At 37.8% G+C, this 22,182-nt stretch carries 20 protein-coding genes; 7 read left to right on the top strand and 13 right to left on the bottom strand.

The window, feature by feature from the left end; genetic code table 11:
• Window positions 1-8: 8 nt before the first annotated feature.
• From AC3WR0_RS18365 to AC3WR0_RS18340, 6 genes are all read right to left on the bottom strand, one after another.
• Window positions 9-653, bottom strand: a complete 645-nt coding sequence (locus AC3WR0_RS18365; RefSeq protein WP_492553670.1) for a M50 family metallopeptidase — start codon at window positions 651-653, stop codon at window positions 9-11.
• A 162-nt stretch (window positions 654-815) separates the two neighbouring features.
• The gene (locus AC3WR0_RS18360; protein ID WP_492553669.1) at window positions 816-1,493 is read right to left on the bottom strand and encodes a PspA/IM30 family protein; all 678 of its coding nucleotides are present in this window, start codon (window positions 1,491-1,493) and stop codon (window positions 816-818) included.
• A gap of 1 nt (window position 1,494) precedes the next feature.
• Entirely contained in the window at window positions 1,495-1,917 is a 423-nt protein-coding gene (locus AC3WR0_RS18355) for a hypothetical protein (protein ID WP_492553668.1), read from the bottom strand.
• A 746-nt stretch (window positions 1,918-2,663) separates the two neighbouring features.
• Entirely contained in the window at window positions 2,664-3,884 is a 1,221-nt protein-coding gene (locus AC3WR0_RS18350; RefSeq protein ID WP_492553667.1) for a threonine synthase, read from the bottom strand.
• 439 nt (window positions 3,885-4,323) lie between these two features.
• Window positions 4,324-4,956 carry a hypothetical protein gene (locus AC3WR0_RS18345; protein WP_492553666.1) on the bottom strand — a complete coding sequence of 211 codons (633 nt, stop codon included), beginning with the start codon at window positions 4,954-4,956 and terminating at the stop codon, window positions 4,324-4,326.
• A gap of 17 nt (window positions 4,957-4,973) precedes the next feature.
• Window positions 4,974-6,353, bottom strand: a complete 1,380-nt coding sequence (locus AC3WR0_RS18340) for a selenium-binding protein SBP56-related protein (RefSeq protein ID WP_492553665.1) — start codon at window positions 6,351-6,353, stop codon at window positions 4,974-4,976.
• 416 nt (window positions 6,354-6,769) lie between these two features.
• Between AC3WR0_RS18340 and AC3WR0_RS18335 the strand changes: the two genes are divergently transcribed.
• Window positions 6,770-7,279: a cysteine dioxygenase gene (locus tag AC3WR0_RS18335; protein ID WP_492553664.1), complete on the top strand. Its 510-nt coding sequence runs from the start codon at window positions 6,770-6,772 to the stop codon at window positions 7,277-7,279.
• A 104-nt stretch (window positions 7,280-7,383) separates the two neighbouring features.
• Here AC3WR0_RS18335 and AC3WR0_RS18330 read toward each other — a convergent pair whose 3' ends face one another.
• Window positions 7,384-7,545 carry a DUF2292 domain-containing protein gene (locus AC3WR0_RS18330; protein ID WP_492553663.1) on the bottom strand — a complete coding sequence of 54 codons (162 nt, stop codon included), beginning with the start codon at window positions 7,543-7,545 and terminating at the stop codon, window positions 7,384-7,386.
• Window positions 7,546-8,060: 515 nt separating this feature from the next.
• Here AC3WR0_RS18330 and cysT point away from each other — a divergent pair.
• The 4 genes from cysT to AC3WR0_RS18310 are packed head-to-tail and all read left to right on the top strand — an operon-like array spanning window position 8,061 to window position 11,833.
• Window positions 8,061-8,867 carry a sulfate ABC transporter permease subunit CysT gene (gene cysT, locus AC3WR0_RS18325; RefSeq protein WP_492553662.1) on the top strand — a complete coding sequence of 269 codons (807 nt, stop codon included), beginning with the start codon at window positions 8,061-8,063 and terminating at the stop codon, window positions 8,865-8,867.
• Entirely contained in the window at window positions 8,864-9,673 is an 810-nt protein-coding gene (locus AC3WR0_RS18320) for a sulfate ABC transporter permease subunit (RefSeq protein WP_492553661.1), read from the top strand. Before cysT ends, AC3WR0_RS18320 begins: the two co-directional genes overlap by 4 nt.
• Window positions 9,663-10,742: an ABC transporter ATP-binding protein gene (locus AC3WR0_RS18315; RefSeq protein ID WP_492553660.1), complete on the top strand. Its 1,080-nt coding sequence runs from the start codon at window positions 9,663-9,665 to the stop codon at window positions 10,740-10,742. The genes AC3WR0_RS18320 and AC3WR0_RS18315 overlap by 11 nt, the downstream gene beginning before the upstream one ends.
• 26 nt (window positions 10,743-10,768) lie before the next feature.
• Complete coding sequence (locus AC3WR0_RS18310) at window positions 10,769-11,833, top strand: sulfate ABC transporter substrate-binding protein (RefSeq protein ID WP_492553659.1); 1,065 nt, start codon at window positions 10,769-10,771, stop codon at window positions 11,831-11,833.
• A 539-nt stretch (window positions 11,834-12,372) separates the two neighbouring features.
• On the opposite strand, the gene AC3WR0_RS18305 is transcribed toward AC3WR0_RS18310, so the two are convergent.
• Both AC3WR0_RS18305 and AC3WR0_RS18300 read right to left on the bottom strand, forming a co-directional pair.
• The gene (locus tag AC3WR0_RS18305) at window positions 12,373-13,599 is read right to left on the bottom strand and encodes a multidrug effflux MFS transporter (RefSeq protein ID WP_492553658.1); all 1,227 of its coding nucleotides are present in this window, start codon (window positions 13,597-13,599) and stop codon (window positions 12,373-12,375) included.
• 701 nt (window positions 13,600-14,300) lie between these two features.
• A complete protein-coding gene (locus AC3WR0_RS18300; protein ID WP_492553657.1) occupies window positions 14,301-14,798 on the bottom strand; it encodes a YoqH family protein in 498 nt (165 codons plus the stop codon).
• 568 nt (window positions 14,799-15,366) lie between these two features.
• Here AC3WR0_RS18300 and AC3WR0_RS18295 point away from each other — a divergent pair.
• Complete coding sequence (locus tag AC3WR0_RS18295; RefSeq protein WP_492553656.1) at window positions 15,367-16,443, top strand: DUF3231 family protein; 1,077 nt, start codon at window positions 15,367-15,369, stop codon at window positions 16,441-16,443.
• Window positions 16,444-16,730: 287 nt separating this feature from the next.
• Here the strand turns inward: AC3WR0_RS18295 and AC3WR0_RS18290 are convergent, their stop codons facing one another.
• The 3 genes from AC3WR0_RS18290 to AC3WR0_RS18280 form a co-directional block, all read right to left on the bottom strand.
• Window positions 16,731-17,075 carry an aldo/keto reductase gene (locus tag AC3WR0_RS18290; RefSeq protein WP_492553655.1) on the bottom strand — a complete coding sequence of 115 codons (345 nt, stop codon included), beginning with the start codon at window positions 17,073-17,075 and terminating at the stop codon, window positions 16,731-16,733.
• Window positions 17,076-17,436: 361 nt separating this feature from the next.
• Entirely contained in the window at window positions 17,437-17,877 is a 441-nt protein-coding gene (locus tag AC3WR0_RS18285; protein WP_492553654.1) for an SRPBCC family protein, read from the bottom strand.
• 265 nt (window positions 17,878-18,142) lie between these two features.
• On the bottom strand, window positions 18,143-18,937 hold the full coding sequence (locus AC3WR0_RS18280; RefSeq protein ID WP_492553653.1) for an ArsR/SmtB family transcription factor: 795 nt from the start codon (window positions 18,935-18,937) through the stop codon (window positions 18,143-18,145).
• Window positions 18,938-19,323: 386 nt separating this feature from the next.
• Between AC3WR0_RS18280 and AC3WR0_RS18275 the strand changes: the two genes are divergently transcribed.
• A complete protein-coding gene (locus tag AC3WR0_RS18275; protein ID WP_492553652.1) occupies window positions 19,324-20,736 on the top strand; it encodes a glycoside hydrolase family 18 protein in 1,413 nt (470 codons plus the stop codon).
• Between the two features lie 220 nt (window positions 20,737-20,956).
• Here the strand turns inward: AC3WR0_RS18275 and AC3WR0_RS18270 are convergent, their stop codons facing one another.
• On the bottom strand, window positions 20,957-21,970 hold the full coding sequence (locus tag AC3WR0_RS18270) for a LysM peptidoglycan-binding domain-containing protein (protein WP_492553651.1): 1,014 nt from the start codon (window positions 21,968-21,970) through the stop codon (window positions 20,957-20,959).
• Window positions 21,971-22,182 lie beyond the last annotated feature (212 nt).

Genomic DNA, 22,182 nt, shown 5'->3' with positions numbered 1-22,182 from the left:
CCTTAATCTTAGCTTAAGAAATTTTTAAAGATTAATAATCCTCCATAGAGTGATTGCCCTAGGAGGATAATCCCTAAAGCAAATCCAGGAATGACTTTCATCCCTGAAAAAAGCGATACCTTTTCACCATTTGTACGGCCTATACTTTGTCTGCACACTTTGAAAGCATGAAGGAAAGAATGTGTTAAGATCACTGAGGCGAGGAAAATACTAAAATGTACGAAAGCAATTTTATAATGGAAATAGAAAGGAACTATAAATAATAAAGTAATAGATAACACCCAAACAGCCCCAAAGATATTGCGAATCCATAACATCAGTGCGAGGATTAGCACACCAATAAAAGCGTAAACCACTTCAAGATATCTGCCTTTATCCACTAAATAAAATATTCCAATGGTGGCTAGTAACGTACCTGTATTAGCGGCATAAACAATAACGTTTTTTTTGAAAAAGGAACTGGAGGGGCTTGTCGTTTCTCCTGATCCATCTTTATACAGTTTAATTTTATTCGCCATCCCTCCTTCCAGACAAACGGTGATGACTTTAGATACAAGATTATAAAAGTGTGATAGATACACTCTAAAATAAGGAAGCCGGCTCCCGGCCAATGAAATAACTAGATACAATAGAATCATCATTTTAATACTCATATCCACTCTCCTTCCATACTTAATAGATAAGCTTGGCATTCGCCAAGCCCTTTGCAGATCCCATAGTTTTGCTTATGCGTTCAGAATTTATGGATAAAACCTCTTATTAGCTAAGAAAAGGAAGCACCGATCATACGGGATGCTTCCTTTCGTTTTCGGTTATCATTTAGCCAAAACTACTTCTTTTTCACCCTTAAGCTTTTCAAGCTCTGAGTTAACCTCTTCATCACTGAATGTATTTTCAAATCCGGTTTGATAATCTGCTAATGGAGCAGGTAATTGGTTACCAGCTTGTACTTCTGCCTCCATGAGTAAAACTTTCTCTTCTGCACGTGCCATTCCTCTCGCTATTGAATCTGTATGGAAGGAATCTGTGGCTTTTTGGATTTGTTTCATAGACTGTGCAACATTGGCTCTTGAAGCAAGAATGATCTTCTTTTGCTGCATCTGTTCGTAGGTCACTTTTAGCTGCTCTAATTTTTCCAAAAGAATTTTTGTTTGCCCTTTAATTGACTCAAGCTGTTCCTGGTAAAGGCTTAGCTGCTTTTCATGAGTAAGTTTTTCCTGGACAGCTAATTTAGCGATTTCTTCTTCACTCTGGTCAATTGCAAGCTTGGCCTGGCGAGTTCTCTTTTCTACTAATGACTTCGTTTCAGAAATAAGTATCTCTTGCTTTTTTTCGACAAAAATTTGTCTAGCTAGTGCTTTTTGACCTTTAACAATCTCCTGCTCCATTTCTCTGGAGTATTCATTCAGCATAGCGATTGGTTCCTCAATACCATCCAATAATCCATTTATTTCTGCCATTGTTATTGTTTTTAGTCTTTTAAAAATACCCATTTTATTCATTCTCCTTTTTATTCATCATATTTTTTTCCCACTGATCCAGGGTTCTGGCATTTTGTGTTATAACCGGTGTGTGTGTGTTAAGTAAAGAGGTATCAATAAACTCGTTCATAGAAGATGTCTTTCCTTTTTTTCTTAGCCATCTGACTAAAAGAACCAGAACAGCCATTCCGATTAGGATTGCGAGCCAAGGAAAACCGCCATCGTGAGGGCCGTTCATAAACTGGTGTTGGCCGCCAAATCCTCCTTGTGGCCCATGGCCTCTTGCTTGTCCCATTCCTGCAGGCCCCCTGCCATGTCCTCCATGTGGTCCGCCGGCAAATCCCCGGTGTCCCCCTAAAAGGCTATGAAGTAAATTCGTCAACAAAATCACTGAAGCGGCAATTACACCCCAAAAGATAATTTTTTTCTTATTCATTTCTTTGTCCTCCTTTCGTCTTGATACTTAGGAGTTTATAGGACAACGGTGAAAACTTGGTGAAAAGGAAATGTTATTAAAAATAAAATCTCTATTCTGATGTAACGCAAAAAAACCGGGCTAAAGAATGCCCGAATGTTTATGTATGGCCGCCAACAATGTTTTCTTTTTTTAATGGCTTTTAATAGAAGAATCAAAGAAGTGACCCTTGTATTCAGTAGGTTTATTCGTAAAAAAACTCACACAAAAAGCAGTCCAACTTAATGTATGGACTGCTTTGTACATTATTGGTACCTGAAATTTTATAGAGCCAACCTCTCGATTATTAAATAAAGGCTCTTTTCGTAAACTTTGTTGTTTATAAAAGCTATAATAGACTCGCTTTCCGCGGGCAATCAAGCTACTGCCTGAAATACTTCGTGATAAGCATCTGTGTACAGCTACTTGCAACTTTGCGACGAGCTGAAGGTTGGCTTCTACGAATATTCTGTGGCGCAGGAGCACGCCTGGCTTGCTTTTCCCGCAGGACGTTGAGATTGCATCGTTGAATCAACACCGCACAAAGAAAATGCGAATGCATTTTCGAGGATCGCGTCTATTTTTGCTCACAGTTTCTGAAACTTACAGCAATCTCTTCCAAAAGAGCCTAAATAAAAGATGCTACCGCAACAACATCTTTCCTTGATTTAGGCTAGTTGTAAAATCAAATGCAACAAGCTCTTCATTGGATGACGCGATTACAACTCTTACAGGCGAATTTCTTCACCCGGCTGAAGAGTTTCTACACCTTCGATTTCGACGGTTTCAGGATATTTTATACCTGCACCTGTATTGAGACACACGACATGTTCATCTGCCTGAATCCAGCCTTGTTCTCGCAGAAGCTTAGCAGCAGCAAATGTTGCAGCACCTTCTGGACAAATGAAGTTTCCTTCTAAAGCAGCTACCTGTTTTTGTGCCTTCAATAGTTCCTCTTCTGATACGGCAATGGCACAGCCTTCTGTTGCATAAAGCGCTTCTAGGACCAAGAAATCACCTAAAGCTTTAGGAACATTGATTCCAAATGCGCAAGTTGTTGAATTTTCATAGAATTCAGATTCAGTTTTACCTTCTTTCCAAGCCTCTACAATCGGTGCACACCCTTCAGCTTGAACGGCTACTAACCGAGGAAGTTTTTCACCCTCGATCCATCCTAATTGTTGTAACTCAATAATTGCTTTATAAATTCCAATGATGCCTACTCCGCCACCCGTTGGGTACAATATAACATCTGGGACTTTCCAGCCAAATTGTTCGACAATCTCGTAGCCCATTGTCTTTTTACCTTCAATCCGATATGGCTCTTTAAGTGTAGAGGCATCGTATACTCCGTGATCTTTAACTAACTTGGCAACGACCTTGCCTGCATCACTAATTAAACCATTGATTAGATGTAAGTCACCACCAGCAATATACACCTCTTTACGAGTAATTTGCGGAGCGTCTAAAGGCATAACAATCGTAGCTTTAATATTTGCTTTTGCCGCATATAACGCCCAAGCTGCACCAGCATTACCGTTTGTCGGCATTGCTAATTGCGTTACACCTAGTTCTTTCGCCTTTGAAATACCAACACTCGCACCTCTTGTTTTAAATGAACCAGTTGGAATTATACCTTCATCTTTTATGTATAAATGATTTAACCCGTACTCTGATCCAAGAGATGGCAGTTTTTCAAACGGTGTCATTCCTTCGCCGAGTGATATAACATTCTCCTCATCAATGACTGGCAGTAACTCGTGATAGCGCCATAAGCTATTGCTACGATTAGCAATATCCTCTCTGGACACATTTTCCTTCATTTTCTCTAAATCATAACGGACTAATAACGGTGAACCACAAATACATAATTGATGTATATCATTAACCTCAAATGTTTTTTTGCATTTTGGACACTCTAAATCTAAAACGTAGCTGTAGTCTTTCATTTTCTCATTCTCCCCTTTTAAAAAATAAAAGACCACAATTCCTTTCCTGTTAAAAGGAGGAGTTTTGTAGTCTTTGATAGTCCTATCGGAAAATAGATTATTCGCCTATCAACAGATTAATCCTATATTTCCGATTAGTCAACTATGAATTTGAAAAAGAAAGGTTTTTATGGTGCTTTTATTATAGGAAGAACCTGATATCAATAAGGAATTGAATGCTACTTTTTTCCGTAAAAGTGTTCTTATATTGTTCTTTGGAAGTGCTTATTTTTTTCGTTACAAATGGTATGTCATTTAGCAAAAAGATCCTCCATGGATAACCTTCCTTAAGAACGCCTTAGAGTATACTTTACACACATGATGTTCTAAATTCTTAAAGAATTCATTATATACGATATCTAGATAGATATCCTATTTTGTTCTTCATCCCCAATGCGTCTTAATGAATATGGCCCTGCCCCATTTGTCCATTCATCAAAATCAAAATGATACCTACCCCTATTAAAAGAATTGCCCATATCAGTTCAAAATTGACAATATAATTTCTGAATTTAGCGATTCCAAAACGATATACTAAAAACCCGATTACTGCCATGGTTGCCACCATTCCCATTTCATGAACAATCCATAATGGAAGAATATCCATAAAACTATGAGCATTTAGGATAAATGGGGCAAGCAGCAAACCTGATCCGTGAGTAGATGAGGCAAGAAAAGACCATAACACCAATTGAAGGTAACCTACATTCAAACCGCCCGACCATTTAAAGTGCCGATAATATCTAAGAAGACGATAAAGTCCATAAAGTAAAATAATGAAAGATAAGGCAGTGTGAACAATATGAATGGGTAAGTGAAATCTGGCGATTGTCTGTATAGTAATTAAAAGGCCATCACCCAGCAGCTGGCCAGCCGAAATTGGAATTAATGCATAAAAGAGAACACGCTGGCTGTTTCGCTGAATGGCTAGAAACACAGCAAACAGCCAGCCCATTGCTGGATTTAATCCATGGAAGGCCCCAAGGAGGATAGCTACAATCATTTGATTGTCGTGAGAAATCATGTGATCCATTATTGCACACCTCCCTATCACGGATAACAAAATGTATCGGTAGATGAATCTCCTCCTTCCAGTCTGATTTGATGTGCCCTTGTTTCACCAAATTCAATCAAAAAGTCGTTATCTATCTTCATCCCTCCTGCAGGGTTTACATCAACCTTTACCATAGCCCCTTTAATTCCTTCAGGATAAAATTGATCATCCCAAGTGCTATATAAAGAATTTGTAAAATAAATTCTTTTCCCGTCACGGCTTAATTCGACCATTTGTGGACCACCGGTTATTTGTTTTCCAGATGGATGCGGAGTGGGATTTATAATTCCGCCAATTTTAACTGTTTCAATCAGTTTAGGATTAAATGGATCACTTACGTCGTATTGTTTTAGTTCCCCGGTTCCCCAGCAGGATACATAAAGAAATCGATCATCAAGAGAAAGTACCATATCTGTTACTAATGGAGGCACAGCCCCAACATCCTTTAAGGCAGGAGGAAGCTGAGCGGAATCCGCCGGAATGGCGGGTATCTCAATAATCTTTCGTGCATCCCATTTACCATCTTTCTGAAACCAGACCCATATAGAACTTGCAAGATTCGTCACATCAATTACAACACTAGCAAACCCATACGTTTTACGAGGATCATGAGCTGGACGCAATTCGAGCACCATTTGATGCTGATCACCAAAGTCCACCTCGGCTATATGGCTGCGAGTTCGGCTGTCAAAAAAGTGGAGCCGATGCCCATATTTCCGCTCAAGAAGTGCAGGGAGATCTAGCCCGTTTTCAAATAAATCCGGAGTGGCCCATTCACTAGAAACTGTTACATCATGAGCGATATGCCACCAAAAGTCATAAGCAAAATGCTGTGTCCCCCGGTTTATTTCCCATGCACCCAAAACATTAAAATTAAAATGATCTAAAACGAGAATCCCACCTGGTCCTCCGTCGCCTTGCCCAGAACCAAGAGCGCTAATAAATATCCCTTCAGGTCCGCAATGGACTGTGTGAAGCCGGCTATATCCTGTTCGTTGCTTAATTTCTTCAGGCTCTATCGTGCGTACAATTTTAGGTTTGCGCGGATCAGGTTTTATATCGGCAATATAAATACGGGAGGATCTAATACCTGGGAGGATTAAATACCGTCTCTCCAGCTGCGGGTGGAAAGCAGTTGGACATAATGCCGAACTGCAAGCATTCCATCCGAAATGATGAAGCTCATCTTCCTGTTCGCCTGGGAGGTCGAGTTTGAAAATCATCTGTCCATACGTTTCCGATACGGGATCAAGGTCAATTACACCAAGCGCATCTGGTTTCAACAATGCTACATATGCCAGTTTCTCTGGGGGAGCTTCGATTGCAGAACGAGGTGAAGGATAAAAAGAGGGATCAGTTCCAAGCCATTTTGTCATAATTGTCCACCTTTCATATAGGTTAACGCTACATTCACATTCTATTTTACATACAAATGTTTTAGTATTTTCTTTTCGTTTCCTGATAATTCGCATTCGTTTTATCTCTAATTGCCAGAAATATAGAACCAACCCCGGATATTATAGAAGATTCTTCTATTGGTTGTTTGTATGCAAGCTACAGCTAGGAAACGGTTTTCTCACCATGACACACTCCTTTTTAAAACAAGTGAATTCAGGAGAGGAAGGAAAAAAGTTTTATTATCCTTACAGGTTTTATTTTTCTAATCTAAACAAAGAAGCTTTTTACTAGGCATTTGCCGTGTCTAATCCTTAATTGGGTTAATATCATGTCAGAAATAATTTAATTCTTGACTAATTTGATCAACATTCGCTTTTATTGAGGAGGACTTTTTGTGGAATTTATGGAAGAAATCAACCAAAAATTCAGGGACCTTAAAAAACCCAATCTTAATGAAATCAGTAATGCTTTAAAACAAATATCCTATATATCACCTTATTTGATTGAACCTTTTATCAAAGCACCAGAACAATTTGCGTATGGACGAAATGTTATTTATAGAAATAATGCTCTTGAAGTAATCCTCATCAATCTTCCGCCAAATACGGAAACAGCGATACACGATCATGGCAAATCTATTGGCTGCGCCATTGTTTTGGAAGGTGAAATGGTTAATTCGATTTATCGATTTAATGAAGACGAGGTTGAAAAGACAGCCTCCTATCATGTTACAAAAGGTGATTGTATTTACTCTCCCCCAGCGCTTATTCATAAAATGAGCAATTTCAATGAGGAACGTATGGTTTCGCTTCACGTCTACTCACCACCCCTTCAGGATATGGTGAGTTATGAGGAATGTAAAAACATGTTTATTTCCTTTACTCCCTCTAATAACATTCAGTAAGATAGAAAAACGTTGAGAACTGTATTTCAAAGAACGATTAAAAACAGGTGGCAGAATCAAGAAACATTGTTAGAAAAAAAAGTGAATGACTGAAATATAAAGTGTCATTTTGAAGTTGGTTGAATTCTATTAATAAACCTATTTTTTACCGTCGTATCAACTTGGATAATTTTACTGTCATGTATGGTTATCACCAAAGAACCATAATCAATACTCTTTAAACTTTTTAAAATAAAATTAATTTTTTCTTGGTCTAAATTTGCCATCCGCCAATCCCACTCCTTTCTCTAATTTCTTTTAAGTCTCCATAAACTGTTGAATAAACATCCCTTTTAGGACTCAACAAAAAAGGCTCCTTAATCTTATATATAAGACCTAGGAGCCTTCGGTTTTCCGATCAGCTGATTTGAAATTTTCCGGTTTTTCTTTTTCGTACTTAACCAAGTAGTTTACTTGGTTTAATACTTATTGTCATAAATATAAGGTTTACCTAAACATGTTGTCAATAAAATTAATTGATAAAATTTTCGAAAAAATATTTAAAACCCACTTGACTCATCGGAATAATTAAGTTTATTATTGTTTTAATTTAACATTTAGAAAGCCGATTGGACTACCAAAGGCACCTACTCCACCATGGGGATAGGTGCCTTATTTTTTAGGCTACTTAGTCCTTTCATTATTAGCATGGCATGGACCTAACCGACAACGGATGGTCTATTGCTGACTTGAATTTTTATTCCAGACTTTTCTTAATGATTACTAAAATTGGAGTGTTTATATGAAGATAAAAAATTATCGCTTGGCTATAAAATCAGTACTTATTAGTTATCTTCTTATCCTTGTCATGTTGCCAATCTTCGCACTTTATGTAAAAGGTTTTTCACTTGGGTGGGAACCCTTTTGGAAATCTATTTCTAGCCCGATAGCCTGGAAAGCCATTCTCTTAACCTTGAAACTTAGTATATTCACTACCTTAATTCAAGCAGTGATCGGTACTTTTATTGCATTTGTACTGGTACGCTATCAATTTGCCGGTAAAAGGCTGCTAAATAGTTTCATCGATCTTCCATTCTCCCTGCCAACTGCTGTTTCAGGGTTAATGCTGCTTTCTCTTTTGGGGCCTCTAAGTCCTTTTGGTAAAATGCTTCAATCTATGGGGGTTAATTTACTCTATAATCAAGCAGCCATAGTAATTGGAATGGTTTTTATTACCTTCCCATTTGTTATCCGTACAGTACAACCGATGATAGAACAAATTGACCCTTACGAAGAACAGGCAAGTTACACACTAGGAGCAGGAAAAGTATTCACTTTCTTTAAAATACTTCTACCCTCCGTCGTACCTGGGATTCTGGCAGGCGGTTTGCTAACCTTTTGCCGCGCACTTTCAGAATTCGGGGCGATCTCTTTAATCTCTGGTAATCTTCCAGGAAAAACTCAAGTGGCCTCTGTTTATATTTATGGAGAAATTGAAAGCTTCAATACCCAAGGTGCTGCTGCGGTATCTGTTGTTCTTGTAACGATTGCTTTCATTATTTTATTAGTAGTTAACATCTTTCAAAAACGGGGGGACATCTCATTATGAGAAGAGCCTTTATAGCCATTACAGTACTTTTGTTTACTCTTATTATCATCCTTCCGTTTTCAAGTATTGTCATAAGTGCTTTTCAAAAAGGAACATTATCATTTTTCGAGGCAATTAAAAGGCCTGAAGCCATCCATGCCTTTAAAGTCAGTCTTATTATTGTAGTGATTGTCGTGATTATCAATACAGTTATGGGGATTCTTCTTTCTATTGAGATTTCACGTGGCTCTTGGATATCAAAATGGTTCCGTGTTCTAATAAATGTTTTGGTGGACCTGCCATTCTCTGTTTCTCCCGTTATCGGTGGATTGATGATTATTCTTCTTTTTGGTCCTAGTACAATATTAGGAACGTTTTTCGAGCATGCTGGAATAAAAATTATATTTGCCATACCTGGGATGGTGATTGCTACAGTGTTTGTAACCTTTCCACTTATGATTCGTGAAATCGTTCCAATCTTAACGGAACTCGGGATGAGTTCAGAAGAGGCGTCGGCTACATTAGGAGCAGGTCCAGTTCAGACTTTCCTTCACGTAACTTGGCCATCTATACGCTGGGCTGTTTATAACGGATTAGTCCTAACAATAGCAAGATCTGTGGGTGAATTCGGTGCAGTGCTAGTGGTATCTGGAAATATCATTAATCAAACTCAAACGGCAACTACATTAGTTTATCAAGATTCAGTAGACAATAATATCATAGCTGCAAACAGCGTGGCTTTGATTCTAGGACTTCTTTCAGTTACTGTTCTGCTTTTTCTCGAATGGATGAAAACAAGAAAGGAAGATAAATTTCATGCACATTGAGGTTAGAAACTTAGAAAAGCATTTTGGCGACTTTCAAGCCATTCATAACACTAGTTTTCAAATCGAGAAAGGTCAGCTTGTCGGATTACTGGGACCAAGCGGCGGTGGAAAAACTTCTATTTTACGAATGCTTGCTGGCCTTGAACAGCCTGATGCGGGGGAAATTTACTTTCATAACAAACTAGCAAACTCATTATCCGTTCAAGAACGAGGAATTGGATTTGTCTTTCAAAACTACGCCTTATTTAAACATATGACCGTCTACGATAACATCGCATATGGCTTGAAGGTGAAAAAACAAAACCGCGCTTCTATTCAGCTGAGGGTTTCTTACCTTATAAAATTGATGGAACTTGAAGGAAAAGAAAATAAATATCCCCATCAGTTATCTGGAGGACAACGCCAACGGGTAGCGTTCGCTAGAGCACTTGCGCCAGAACCACAGTTGCTTTTATTGGATGAACCGTTTGCTGCAATTGATGCAAAAATCCGTAAGGAACTTCGGTTATGGCTTCGAAACCTTATTAACCAATTTGGTATTACCACCATTTTTGTCACGCATGACCAAGATGAAGCGGTAGAAGTTGCTGACCAAATTATTATTGTTCAAAAAGGAACGATAGAACAACAAGGCACACCATGGGAAATTTACAACAAACCAGCCTCTTCTTTTGTCGCTTCCTTCATTGGTGAATCGAATAAATTAACGGTTCCCGTTTCTCTTAATGGGTTTCCGGAGTTATCAGACTATCAAAACACTAATGAAGATATACAGCTGCTGATTCGACCAGAATGGATTGAAGTAAGACCAGGAAATACTACACATCTAAAAAGTGCTGGACAACTGGGAACTGTTAAACATGTAAACTTTCGTGGAGACTCATGGCTCTTAGAAGTTGAGATTTTGGAAGGAAGAAAATTATTTGCCTATCAAGCCATTAATCAAAAAGTCTTTCAGTCTGGTGACATTGTTAACCTATTGATTCATAAGATTTCGGTATTCACACATACAGAAACTCGAGTGTTGGAGAATCGTTCTAAAAACGATCCAATGCCTGTTTTTATATAATTCATTTATAAGGGAGAAGATTAAAGATGAAAAAATTATATTTATTTCTCACAGCTGTTTTATTACTTATTTCAGTACTTCTTGCGGGATGCTCTAACTCCAGTAAAACAAGTAAATCCGAAAATACAGGAAAATCCGATCAGAAAAAAAACGAAACAGTTACACTTACCATTGGTGGTTACTCCACTATCAAGCAAGAATTTGAAACGATTTTCCCTCTATTCCAAAAGGAATGGAAGAATAAGACGGGTCAAACAGTGGAATTTAAAGAATCCTATCAAGGCTCTGGCTCTCAAGCCCTCAATATTACGAATGGTTTCGAAGCCGATATTGCTGCGTTATCCCTAGAAGGAGATATTGATAAAATTGTAAAAGCCGGATTAATCACCCACGATTGGAAAAGTACTCCGCACAACGGTATAATTACAAATTCTATTGCGGCATTCGGAGTCAGAGAAGGAAATCCTAAACGAATTAAAGATTGGTCTGACCTAACAAAAACTGGTGTAGCAGTGGTATTTCCAAATCCGAAAACTTCAGGTGGAGCTCGTTGGGATGTTAATGCGATATACGGGGCTGGTTTAAAAATAAGCGAGGAGCAACTAGGAAAGCAGGATCCTTCCCATGCCAAATCACTTCTTCGTAAAATCTATAAAAATGTAAAATCCTTAGATAAAAGCGGTGAGGAATCCATGTCAACCTTTGATAAGGGAGCTGGAGACGTTATTATAACCTATGAAAATGAATTACTTGATCGTATTAAATCTGGTAATAAATATGAAGAAATTATTCCGAAATATACTACCTCAATCGAAAACCCAGCGGCTGTTATAGATAAATATGTAGATAAGCATGGAACACGAAAAGTAGCAGAGGCCTTCTTGAATTTCCTATGGACACCAGAAGCACAAAAGGTATTTGCCGAGAGCGGATTTCGTTCAGTAGATTCAGATGTAGCAAAAAACTATGAAGATAAGTTTAAACAACCCGAGGGGCTATTTGATACAAGTTACTTAGGCGGCTGGACAAAGGTTGGGAAAGACCTTTATAGTGATGGTGGCATCTGGGATCAGGTAGTGGCCGGGAACTAAAAAGCGACCTTCCCTTCCCTACCCTAGAATAGATCATTACTCTTTTCTAATTCTTTCATATTAAAATGAATGGATCTCTCTTTTTGAAAATTTAAAAACCAAGGACAACTGACTTCATTCAGCTGTCCTTGGTTTTTTTATAAATCATGTTTTAACATCCTTTAGGAAGTCACTGATATCTTTAAAATGTTCCCCTTCCTCTGTCTTAAGCTTAAATGAAAGTAAGGTTTTAATTTTCCAAGTATTTTCCTCCTTAAAATTTTTATTATTAGCGTTAACTGGTAGGCCCGTTAACGATTCCGCCAAACTCGATAACGATTCCATTCCGATTAAATTAAGTAAGGGATTTAAATAGATTTTAAAAAAACCTCCAAGAATGTTGGGAAACAGTCTTGGAGGTGTGGATTCTCGGTATAGTATATCTACTTCCAATGATTTGGAAGTATACTGCGAAATTTAAAGCTTGAAGGGATACTGAGTCTACTGTGTTTTGGCTTTTCCTTCTATTAGTATTTGAAGGTTCCCAGTGTTATTTAATTTCAAGCTTTCCGATTGATCATCAGGATCGTCTCCTGAGTTTTGTTTTTTCTTACGAGAATAAAATAACATAGAAAAGCCAATACGCTGGCGCCAAAAATAACCGCGGCCATGGGAACTCCTGTGTAGGCTCCACCAATCCCTACAAGCGGTGCAGCTAGAGAGCCCATGACAAAAGGCAATACTCCTAGTAAAGCAGAAGCGCTGCCCGCCATATGTCCTTGGGACTGTATGGCCAATGTGAAAGACGTTGTTCCAATCATACTGATGGAAGTTAAGAAAAAGAAAACCGGGATCGCGACCCCGATAAGCGGGGCTTTTAATAAGAGTGCAATCAATAAACATAAACCTGCCACATTCGCAAGGGTCAATCCTATTTTCAAGAAAGTCCGTTCCGAAATGGTGTCTGTCAAACGGCCAACTGACTGGCTTCCAATGATTAAAGCCAACCCATTGACGCCAAACAAAAGACTAAATTGTTGAGGGGTTACTCCGTAAATATTTTGATAGACAAATGGAATTCCAGAAACATAGGCAAAAATGCCTGCCGTGATAAACCCTTGGGTAAATGCGTAGCCCATGAACTCTTTATTTTTAAATAATGCACCAAAATTCCCCAAAACCTGAGGCAAATTACTCGGGACCCGCTTTTCTGCTGGGAGCGTCTCTTTTAACTTAAATGAAACAATAAAGATTAATATGGCTCCAATACAAGCGAGTACAACAAAAACCCAACTCCAATCATTAAAAGCAAGGATCGCTCCCCCTGCAATTGGGGCTATAATTGGTCCCAGATTCCCTACTAACACCATTAACGTAAAGAACTTTGTCAGTTCCTTTCCGCTATAAAGATCCCTGACGATCGCTCTTGATATGACGATTCCGCCTGACGCTGCGAACCCTTGCACAAATCGGGCCGCAATTAGGAAATAGATAGTGGGTGAAAATGAGCATGCAATGGAAGCCATGATGTATAAACCAAGGAAGAACAACAAAGGCTTCCGGCGCCCTTTCACATCACTTAATGGCCCAATCACTAATTGCCCTAAACCAAGGCCCAATAAAGCGGCAGTCAAACTAATCTGGACGAGTGAGGCGGTCGTATTAAATTCTTTTACAATCGTAGGAAAGGCTGGCAAGTACGTGTCAATTGTAAATGGCCCCAAAATTCCAAGTGATCCTAAAAGCAAAGCAAGCTGCAGCCGCTTCTTTCCACTAGATTTATCCAAGTTGCTCCGCCTTTCTAAACAGTATTTTTCTTGCTCAAAACTAAGCATAAAAGATTCGATAACCGAAATTTAACATCTTTCATTATAACCTGAACTTTCAATATGGGTAAACAATTTATAGCATACAAAAAATTCATGAGTTTACATATATTGCTTTCACTGTTATACATAAGATTCCTTTTTAGAAACTGTTATCTTAGGACCTCAGTTTTCTCCATTTTCTAAACTACGCTTTAGCATGTCCCCTCTTACCTGGAAGGCTTAACAATACATGTAAGTATCGAGGATGCAAAAACAGGGAAAAAACAAATATGAACACACAACTAAGACCATAAAAAATATTTTGTGCAGCTAAAGTCCAATTTTGCAAAACCCCTGCTGTCGATAAAAAAAGTGGCGCAAAATAAAAAAAGCCCCAAGTACTGGGACATAAGGTTTGAGACATTCTTTGATCTGAGAGATTCGAACCTCAATTGGTTGAAAGCTTCAAAAGAGTTGTTCTTTTTAGAAGGAACTAAATTGATTATTAAAGAGCTATTTTTTCGATGGAAAAAGAGACCCCGTTACTTTAAGTACAGTTCATCACAATCTTACTCTATAATCATATTAAAAGTTTGAACTCGTTTTGGGTTCATCCTCATTATTTAATTCCATTGTAAAAATGACAGTATCTAAAGGAACCCAAATCTAAGTAATCCACTTTATTTATGGCATCCATAAAGGGTGTTTTGCAATATAACTGGTCCTAATTTGTTCGTTTTTGAATTTGAAACACGTACTTCCACACTTGCTTTCAATGGCAGCCTCGAAGAGATCTCATCAATTTTACCCGCCCAAGGATTACCGCCAAACCAGCTTAGAGCGTCCTCCTTAACTAAATACATCTTAAATCGCCAACTGATTTCACCTTTTATTTGTGCAAATCCCTCATATTGATCATACGTCCCAAATGAATATGGTGATGGAAGCCAATCCGCATAGATACCAACACCCTTCCGTTCTCTAACAGGGCTCGTTGGTGAAGATGTATATGGCTTTTTAACCTTAGTAATTAAAGCAGTGCCTTGTGCATTGGGAATACCCTTAACTGGATGAAGAACGACGCTACACGGATAGGATACTTCTGTAAAAGTTCGTGCTCGCATTATTCCAGAATGAGAAAAAACTAGGACTAACAATGCAGTTAGAATTTTTAACATTTTTTCAACCACCCCCAAATATGGAGATAGTATAACCAATCTGTCTGTCAACATTCACATATGCCAATGTTGGGGGGAATTACTCCTTTGTAAGAAAAGAAAAAGATCCATCCTTTATTAAACAATCGACCCCGTTTGTTTAAGTAGAAACCTTCACAAACTTCTTTAAATACATTTGGAAATTCTTAATTTAGCATTTTTTGTTATTTCCCCAAAATAAAGATATACTCGCTAGTTTTACTATCCTCAGTGATCCACCTTTGAAAATCACTGAGAACTATAACCAAGTCTTTTCAATTTTATCTATGTTTTGTAATAGGTACTTCTCTGTAACTTTAACGAGATAGCCTTTATTATCATTAAGTCTTGATGGTGATTATCTCTTATATTTTTCACCTTAAATAAAAGGATAATTTCTGGATTTAAATAAGGAATACCAGTTTCATAATTAAACATCACTTTAGTGAAAAATGAATGTGTTTCTCTCAAAAACATTCAAATATTAGTGAATTGCAATTTGGATTTCAACAAAGATTAATACCATGTAGAACGTTATTAGGAGGTTGCAATGGAAAACAAAAACTTAACGGAATCGGATATATCAAACATTGAAATGAAAATGTCTGGGAGCAAAACGGATTCTAAGGAAAATAATACGGTCCTCACTGCATCGGAAGCCGCTAACTTGTGGAACCAATATTTGGGTGACTCTTCGTCTATTTGTATGTACACCTTTTATCAGAAACATACTCAGGACAAAGAGATTCAATCTGTTTTAGAATTTGCATTGCAATTGTCCAAACAGCATATAAAGAAAATCACAGATTTTTTCAATCAAGCCAATTACCCCATTCCAAATGGGTATACATTAGAGGATGATGTAAACCTTGAAGCTCCCCGAATATTTTCGGATTCATTGGTTATTTATGATTTGGAAATCATGACGCTTCATGGATTAACTGCTTACAGTTTAGCCATTTCTGCCTGTGAGCGGAATGATATTAGAAATTATTATATAGAATGTTCAGCTCAAACTACAGAATTATTAAATAAACTCATCCGTTTAAGTAAATCAAGAGGGAATTACGATAAGTCACCCTTCATTCCACCACCGAAAACCATTACTTTCGTTGAAAAAAAGGGTTTGATTTCTGATTTGCTTACAGACCCGAAACCTCTTAATGTGATGGAAATCAGCAATCTTTACCTTAATATAAAAAAGACAATGTTATTAAAGATTGGTACTATGGCTTTCAGCCAAATTGCACAACATGATGATGTAAGGCGATTTTTTGTAAAAGCAACAGAACACTCTGACGGCTATATAAGAAGTTTAAGTGCTTTAATGCTTCAGGATAACTTGCCAACTCCGCATTCTTGGGAAGCGGATGTCTTACCTATAACAATCAGTCCTTTTTCTGACAAAGTAATGATGTTTCATATAGGATTCAAGATTAGTGCAGCTATTGCATATTATGGAGCAGCTATAGCAACTTGTATGAGGGCAGATGTAGTTGCAACTTACGCCAAATTATTGGCTGGAACGATGAACGAAGCAAATGATTGGTTAACTTTGATGGTTAAATATCGTTGGCTAGAGCAACAACCGCAAGCCGTAGATAGAAAAGCTCTATCTCAAAGGTGAGAAGGAAGATACCAAAAATAAGCATATCGATGTTTTATTTTGGAGCCTTAAAGTTCCCAGGATTTTAGGAATTCTTGAGAAATTTTTTTTAGGAATCATTTTTTTATCTAAACAGTTCTTATAAGAAATTCTTGAGTTTTTCATACATTAAATACAAAGATGATGCACAAGCACAAATAAGCCTCATTTTTTACTACAATTCTGTTCTGATGGCTAATTATGTTATCCTGCTTCATTAGTTGAATAAGAAAAAGGAGCTACCGCTGCAACTCCTTTTTCACTCTACCCTATAGTTTAAGTACACTACTTTGTTTATTACTAACCGAATAAAGGAAGCTACTGTAAAAAATCTTCGCTAACGAACATATTTCAACAAGATTTTTTTCTATATTTTCTTTGTGAAATAATGGAATATGGGCATTGCTGTGATCCACTTTGCCTTTTGATATAGTACCGCCAAGCAATCCGTGAACCAATGTCCCAAATGCCACAACATCAATTCCCAATTCCCTTGCAGTCGGCAAAATATCCTTCTCGATGCTTCGATTGAAAAGGTAATATTGGTATTCAACCGAACTGATTGGATGAACAGAATGTGCCTTTCTTAATGTATCAGCATCGACTTGTGTCATTAAAAGAAAAAGCTAAGCTCCAATAAGGGACTTAGCTTTGTGTTAACTTAAAGTATTTTCTTAGTTTGGTATGTCTAGCTTTCAGCGGTCAGGGACTGATGTCCAACCCTCTCCTGCTTGCGATAAGTGAACATCGATCCGCGTTATTCAAAGAAGCGCTCTCATGATGAAATTGATGCAGATGCTTCACTCTCATGTTCAAATCCGAGAGCCTACCTGTCCGAATACAGGGTTCATTCAGACTGCTTTAGGCTTAGTACCGGTTTCAGTTCCACCGTTTATGTATTTTATACATTATTAAAACTAAAAGTCCCCAACCATTAGATTGAGGAATACACGATTATTTTTATATTGCCGATATTTATCTTTTTGTTTCAAGAATACCTTTTATTTTTTTCAAATCTTTATTGTTTGCTCTTTTCATCATTGACGACATAAAAGGAGCGAATACCTTTGAAAATCCAGTCGGTATTCCTCTGTTACGAAGAGTCATTCGGGTCGAATTGTTATCAAGGGATTCCCAAGTATAGGTTGTTTCCATCGGAAAAGGTCCTTGAGCCGTTTTCATTATAAGTTTTTTGCCAGGAATGTACTCTGTTAATTGGTATACATAAGCGAGTTCGCGTCCTAAAAATTGCGCTTTAAATGCAATTTTAGAACCAACACTTAACAGTTTTTGAGTTTTCCATTCAACTGATTTAATATTTACATACCATATTGGAGCATTATCAGGGTTTGCTGCGTACTCAGAAACTTTGTCACAAGGAGAATGAATAATTATTTCTGTTAAAACGTCTACCATTTCCTAAACCTTCCTCTATAAAAAATAGTGTCAAAATGAAGGACCGAGTTATTGTTTATTGCTAACTAACTGTAGGCTTTTTCAAACAACGAAAATTATTTCACGGTTGATTTCTTAACTTGTTTCTTTGCAGATACCCCTACTGGTAAAGTTTCAGCCCAAGAATTATGGACTCGAATGACGCTTTGGATTCCTCATCTGGACGTGGAATCGGCATCGGTTTTACCTTATTTCTTTAATAAACATTTATTTTGAAATTGAAAAACTACTCCTTGTTTGACTCCATATGTTCTTTTAATTTTCCAAGTAAGTATGCCCATCCTTTTCGATGTTCTTCTTCCCATTGAGGTTCCAAAAGTCCAACAGCATCATGGGATAATCTTAACACTGTGGCAGAGCCTTTTGTCTCTAACTTGTAAGAGTAATGGCTATTGACAGCCCCTCTCATCCCTAGAAGCCCAATTAACTTAATTTCTTCAGGCTCCTTGTAATAAATAACCGTTCCCCAAACGACTCCCTGTCCGTTTCCGAAGTCCTCGTAAAATAGTCCATTCATTTTTGGTTCAAGAATCAGTTGCTTAGAATCCTTTCCGCCTAATCGGAATTCCCACCAATCATTAATTTCCTCTGTCAAACCTTTAAATACCCGATCAACGGATGCCTCAATTGTTACCTCATGCTCGATTTGAAATGTACCAAATGCAAGCTTAGTTTGCTTATTATCCATGTTTAATGTTCCCCTTTCTTTTGCTTCCAGCTTATCTTTTAAATTCAAAAGCGAAGATGATAACTTTGATTCATACTTGCTAACCCAACGGTTATAGAGTTGTTGTAGAGGCACTGCATTTAAGTAATTGTAACGCTCCCTTCCTTGTCTCCTCACAACAACAAGGCTTGCCTTTTCCAAAATAACCAGATGTTTCATAATCGCATAACGTGAGACTTGAAACTTATCACATAGTTCACCAGTCGTCATAGGTCCATTGTTTAAAAAATCCAGAATTTCAACCCGTGCAGGATGGGACAGAGCTTTGAACATTTGAGTGATATCATTTATCATTTTTAGATTTTTCCTAACTCCTTTTTTAAAAAAACGTGACAAAAAAGTAACATAATTAATGTGACTAAATGGTAACATGTTAAGATTGAACTTGCAAGGAAGTAAATTTTGGTTCTTCCCATTAACCACCCATATTATGCTGATTTTTTGAATGCTTAGTGAATAGCTGATTAATGGAACTGTTAAATTTATATAGTGTGCACTGTTAGTGGAACCACAAAAAGGACTGCCGCAGCAACCCCTTCTTAATACTGTTCATACGGTCCCTTGTGGACTGTTTTTGGGAGGTCTTTTCCCATTTTTTCAGTTTTTTTAAAAGTGATATTCCCACACCCATTCAGAATATAGTTTAAGAATGAGGAAAAAAGAACGGGGAGGGATTCGAAATGCAAATTCATGTGGTGCAGCGTGGAGATACACTTTGGTCAATCGCACAGCGATATGGCGTAACCATTAATCAAATTGTTACGGCTAACCAACTTACTGACCCCAATAAAATTGTAGTGGGTCTTGCTCTTGTTATTCCAACGGCTAACAAGACACATACAGTCCGATCGGGGGAAACACTGTGGTTGATTGCCCAGCGATATGGTACAACGACAGATGCAATTGTTCGGGCGAATCAAATAACAAATCCTTCACAACTTGTAGCAGGTATGGTTCTTGTTATACCCGCCAGAACACACACCGTTCAACCTGGAGAAACACTGTGGCAAATTGCACAGCGTTATAATACGACAGTTCAAGAAATAATAAGAGTGAACCAAATACAAAATCCTAATCAAATCTATCCCGGTACGGTTTTAAGAATCCCTTTTAGAGAGCCAATTATAGATGTAAATGCATACACAATTAACACAGGTGAACAAGGAGCAAGTGAAATACGTGAGGTTGGAAGGTATTTAACCTATGCCTCGCCATTTGCTTACACGGTAACGGCAGATGGCAGCCTCAATTCGATAGATGACACACCTATAATTAAAGCGGTTTATGCTGAAAGAGTCTCCCCCATCATGTCTATTACCAACTTCACTTATAATAATCCTGGAACACGAATAGTCCATGCCATACTTGCAAGCACGGAAATCCAGAACCGATTGTTAACAAACATTTTAAGCATAATGAAACAAAAAGGATACGAGGGATTAAATGTTGACTTTGAAAATGTCTCTCCCGAAGACCGTGAGCTTTATAATCAATTTTTACAGCGAACAGTTGACCGTTTGCACCCACAAGGTTATCATGTTTCGACCGCCCTTGCCCCGAAAGTTAGCGGTGAGCAAAAAGGATTGTTATATGAAGCACATGATTACCCTGCTCATGGTAGAATTGTCGATTTTGTTGTCCTTATGACCTATGAATGGGGATACAGATTAGGACCACCCCAGGCTATCTCACCTATTAATCAAATAAGAAGGGTATTGGACTATGCTGTCACCGTCATTCCAAGAAACAAGATTTTCTTTGGGTTTCAAATTTATGCACGCGACTGGCTTCTTCCGCATGTTCAGGGTCAGCAAGCTGAAACATTCAGCCAGCAAGAAGCAGTCCAGCGTGCTATTCAATATGGAGTTTCCATACAATATGACCAGTTAACTCAGTCGCCTTTTTTCCGGTATACGGATGCCAAAGGGCGGGGTCACGAAGTCTGGTTTGAGGATGCGCGCAGCGCCCAAGCCAAGTTTGACACGGTAAAAGATTATGCACTTAGAGGAATCAGCTATTGGGCACTAGGTTATCCATACCCACAAAACTGGTTATTACTTGAAGAAAATTTTACTATCCGTAAACTCAGATAAGGTAATAACAATATGCGGAAGGGATAAATACTGAGGACTGTTAGGAACTCTTAAGGGTTAATGGAAACGTATAATTTTGAATGGCCTTGAAAAAACTTTAGCGCCTCTTTATTTTATTAACTCAACCATGATTCACACCTAAATATTGGACAAAAATTATTGAAACCTTTTAGAAGGTATTGCAAATAAAACCCGCATAAATTATGCGGGTTTTATATTTCTACATCGCAGCTAAAATTTCTTGCATTTTCTGTCTTACAAGAGTATAAAAATTATTTTTTGCATCCAATGTGCTATTCCCACCGAAAAATCCCGTGCCTGGACATGTTTTCACAGCATGTCCCTTATTGTTATCTAATACTCTTTCACCAGTATTCATATCCCACCAATGGTGGTACTGAATACTATCAATCGAAGGAGTTAGCCCAAATTTAATACAAAGCAAGGCGGCAACTGTAATGATGGTTTGCCTTTGTTCCGGAGACATTTGATCATTTCCTACATCAAAATTCCCAACATTTTCAATTGCAACAGCTGTTGCTTCAATGGAAGGTGTTACAGATTTATTGACAAGCCCAAACGAACCTTGAGGAGGGGTATTAAATGGTCTGCCCGCCACTACTTTCCCATCAGGAAACACTGTTAACTGCTGGCTGATATCCGACCATCCCATTTGATTTACATGGTAATCCTTCATTGAATTCATCAATGTAAAATGATTTGAAGCATTAAAGTTTTTATATGAAGGTGAATATGTGTGATGTTCTTGGAAAAAAGTAATTTTTCTTGTGATTTTTTGATTAAACAACCAGTCCCTAAATTGCTCTCGTGTCATCAACACAAATTCCCCACTCATTGTTAGCTTTGTTGGATTAATTTTCAGCTTTTGACCTACATTTAAGAGATCCGAATTTAAACGATTTGCGGTTTTTATTAATTGGACAGACGAGTTATATGCCTGTGAAAGTTTCCACAGTGTATCCCCTGCCCTAACTTCATACATTATGGGCACTCGCAATTTTTGACCTACAAGAAGTAAATTGGGCTGTTGTAATCCATTTATCAGGGTGAGATCATTTACATTGGTTTCATATGCGCTTGCAACTTTCCATAAAGTATCTCCTTGTTTTACTTCATAAGTATTCCTAGGATTGTTCGCTGCAAATGCAGATAAACTATTCATTTGCAGAATCAGTAACATCAACCCTAAAGTAAACCAGCCTTTTATATTCATTTTTATTTTCCTTTCTTATTGATTCATATCTCAATCTTATTTTTGGGAAAAAGAAAAACGAATATCCATAACCAGTTTGATCCAAATTTTTCCGATTGCTTTCACCCGTATCTATTCATTCTGTTGGTTCAACAAGTTATCGTAATAAATTTGACAAAGGTCACAGAAGCAGGAAGGTTAAAAAGATTTTGTTGTAATTTTTATTTTAAAAC

It is taken from the genome of Neobacillus sp. FW104-15D2 (genome assembly GCF_058790155.1).
The sequence above is the reverse complement of the archived record's forward strand: the minus strand, read 5'-3'. Positions and strand labels throughout refer to the sequence as shown.

Coding starts and splice junctions, on each gene's coding strand:
- AC3WR0_RS18365 (WP_492553670.1), bottom strand. CDS start 653: ATGAGTATTAAAATGATGATTCTATTGTATCTAGTTATTTCATTGGCC.
- AC3WR0_RS18360 (WP_492553669.1), bottom strand. CDS start 1,493: ATGGGTATTTTTAAAAGACTAAAAACAATAACAATGGCAGAAATAAAT.
- AC3WR0_RS18355 (WP_492553668.1), bottom strand. CDS start 1,917: ATGAATAAGAAAAAAATTATCTTTTGGGGTGTAATTGCCGCTTCAGTG.
- AC3WR0_RS18350 (WP_492553667.1), bottom strand. CDS start 3,884: ATGAAAGACTACAGCTACGTTTTAGATTTAGAGTGTCCAAAATGCAAA.
- AC3WR0_RS18345 (WP_492553666.1), bottom strand. CDS start 4,956: ATGGATCACATGATTTCTCACGACAATCAAATGATTGTAGCTATCCTC.
- AC3WR0_RS18340 (WP_492553665.1), bottom strand. CDS start 6,353: ATGACAAAATGGCTTGGAACTGATCCCTCTTTTTATCCTTCACCTCGT.
- AC3WR0_RS18330 (WP_492553663.1), bottom strand. CDS start 7,545: ATGGCAAATTTAGACCAAGAAAAAATTAATTTTATTTTAAAAAGTTTA.
- cysT (WP_492553662.1), top strand. CDS start 8,061: ATGAAGATAAAAAATTATCGCTTGGCTATAAAATCAGTACTTATTAGT.
- AC3WR0_RS18320 (WP_492553661.1), top strand. CDS start 8,864: ATGAGAAGAGCCTTTATAGCCATTACAGTACTTTTGTTTACTCTTATT.
- AC3WR0_RS18315 (WP_492553660.1), top strand. CDS start 9,663: ATGCACATTGAGGTTAGAAACTTAGAAAAGCATTTTGGCGACTTTCAA.
- AC3WR0_RS18310 (WP_492553659.1), top strand. CDS start 10,769: ATGAAAAAATTATATTTATTTCTCACAGCTGTTTTATTACTTATTTCA.
- AC3WR0_RS18300 (WP_492553657.1), bottom strand. CDS start 14,798: ATGTTAAAAATTCTAACTGCATTGTTAGTCCTAGTTTTTTCTCATTCT.
- AC3WR0_RS18295 (WP_492553656.1), top strand. CDS start 15,367: ATGGAAAACAAAAACTTAACGGAATCGGATATATCAAACATTGAAATG.
- AC3WR0_RS18290 (WP_492553655.1), bottom strand. CDS start 17,075: ATGACACAAGTCGATGCTGATACATTAAGAAAGGCACATTCTGTTCAT.
- AC3WR0_RS18285 (WP_492553654.1), bottom strand. CDS start 17,877: ATGGTAGACGTTTTAACAGAAATAATTATTCATTCTCCTTGTGACAAA.
- AC3WR0_RS18280 (WP_492553653.1), bottom strand. CDS start 18,937: ATGATAAATGATATCACTCAAATGTTCAAAGCTCTGTCCCATCCTGCA.
- AC3WR0_RS18275 (WP_492553652.1), top strand. CDS start 19,324: ATGCAAATTCATGTGGTGCAGCGTGGAGATACACTTTGGTCAATCGCA.
- AC3WR0_RS18270 (WP_492553651.1), bottom strand. CDS start 21,970: ATGAATATAAAAGGCTGGTTTACTTTAGGGTTGATGTTACTGATTCTG.